At 72.4% G+C, this 889-nt stretch carries 1 protein-coding gene and 1 pseudogene; one reads left to right on the top strand and one right to left on the bottom strand.

The features are described 5' to 3' along the window. Positions 1-384: pseudogene (locus DPV74_RS41570) on the top strand (MFS transporter); the annotation flags it as partial. A 6-nt stretch (positions 385-390) separates the two neighbouring features. Here the strand turns inward: DPV74_RS41570 and DPV74_RS41565 are convergent. Further along, positions 391-889 (bottom strand): precorrin-3B C(17)-methyltransferase (locus DPV74_RS41565; RefSeq protein ID WP_205571996.1); only part of this gene is annotated, 499 nt, incomplete at its 5' end.

Here is an 889-nt window from a genome sequence, read left to right as displayed (position 1 = left end):
CCGCGCGCACCGGGGCTCGCCGCGGCCGCGCTCGCGATCGGCGGAGCGCTGCTCACGCTGTCCGACCACGTGCCGGTGATCCTGGCCGGCCTCGCGCTCGGCTCGACCGCCGTGTTCGTCGAACAGGCGTCGGCCAACACGTTCATTTCGCAGGCGGCGTCGAGCGCGCGCTCGACGGCGATCGGCATCTACCTGTCCTGCTATTACTTCGGCGGCAGCCTCGGCTCGATCCTGCCGGTGCCCGGCTGGCACCGGTGGGGATGGGCCGGCTGCGTCGCGTTCGTGGTCGTTGCGCAGGCCGTCGTCGGCGTGCTCGTGTACCGGTTCTGGGGGACGGGCGGTACGGCGTATGCCGGCGCGCACGGCGTCAGGCCGGCGCGCTGACCGGGTTCAGCGATACCAGCGCGGCGTATAGACCCACTCGCGACCCTCGCCGATCGCGAAGCGGCGCGTCGTCGACGAGCCGACGATCACCATCGTGCGCATGTCGACCTGGTCGCTGCGCAATGCACCGAGCGTCGTCGTCGTGAGTGTCGCGCCCGGCCGGCCGATGTCGCGGCCCAGCACGACCACCGTATCGGCCGTGCGATGCGCGCGCACGACATCGAGCGCGCGATCGAGCTGCCACGGCCGCGCGCGAGAGATCGGGTTGTAGAACGCCATCACCAGATCGGCTTGCGCCGCGTGCCGCAGGCGCGTCTCGATCACGTCCCACGGCTTCAGGTTGTCCGACAGCGAGATCGCGCAGAAATCGTGGCCGAGCGGCGCGCCGGCCTGGGCGGCCGTCGCGAGCGACGCCGAGATGCCGGGCTCCACGCGCAGGTCGACTGCGGCCCAGTGCGGGTCGCGCGCTTCGTCGAGCGCCTCGAGCACGGCCGCGGCCATCGCG

Source organism: Burkholderia sp. HAN2018, from assembly GCF_024704855.1.
GTDB lineage: Bacteria > Pseudomonadota > Gammaproteobacteria > Burkholderiales > Burkholderiaceae > Burkholderia > Burkholderia cepacia.
The sequence above is the reverse complement of the archived record's forward strand: the minus strand, read 5'-3'. Positions and strand labels throughout refer to the sequence as shown.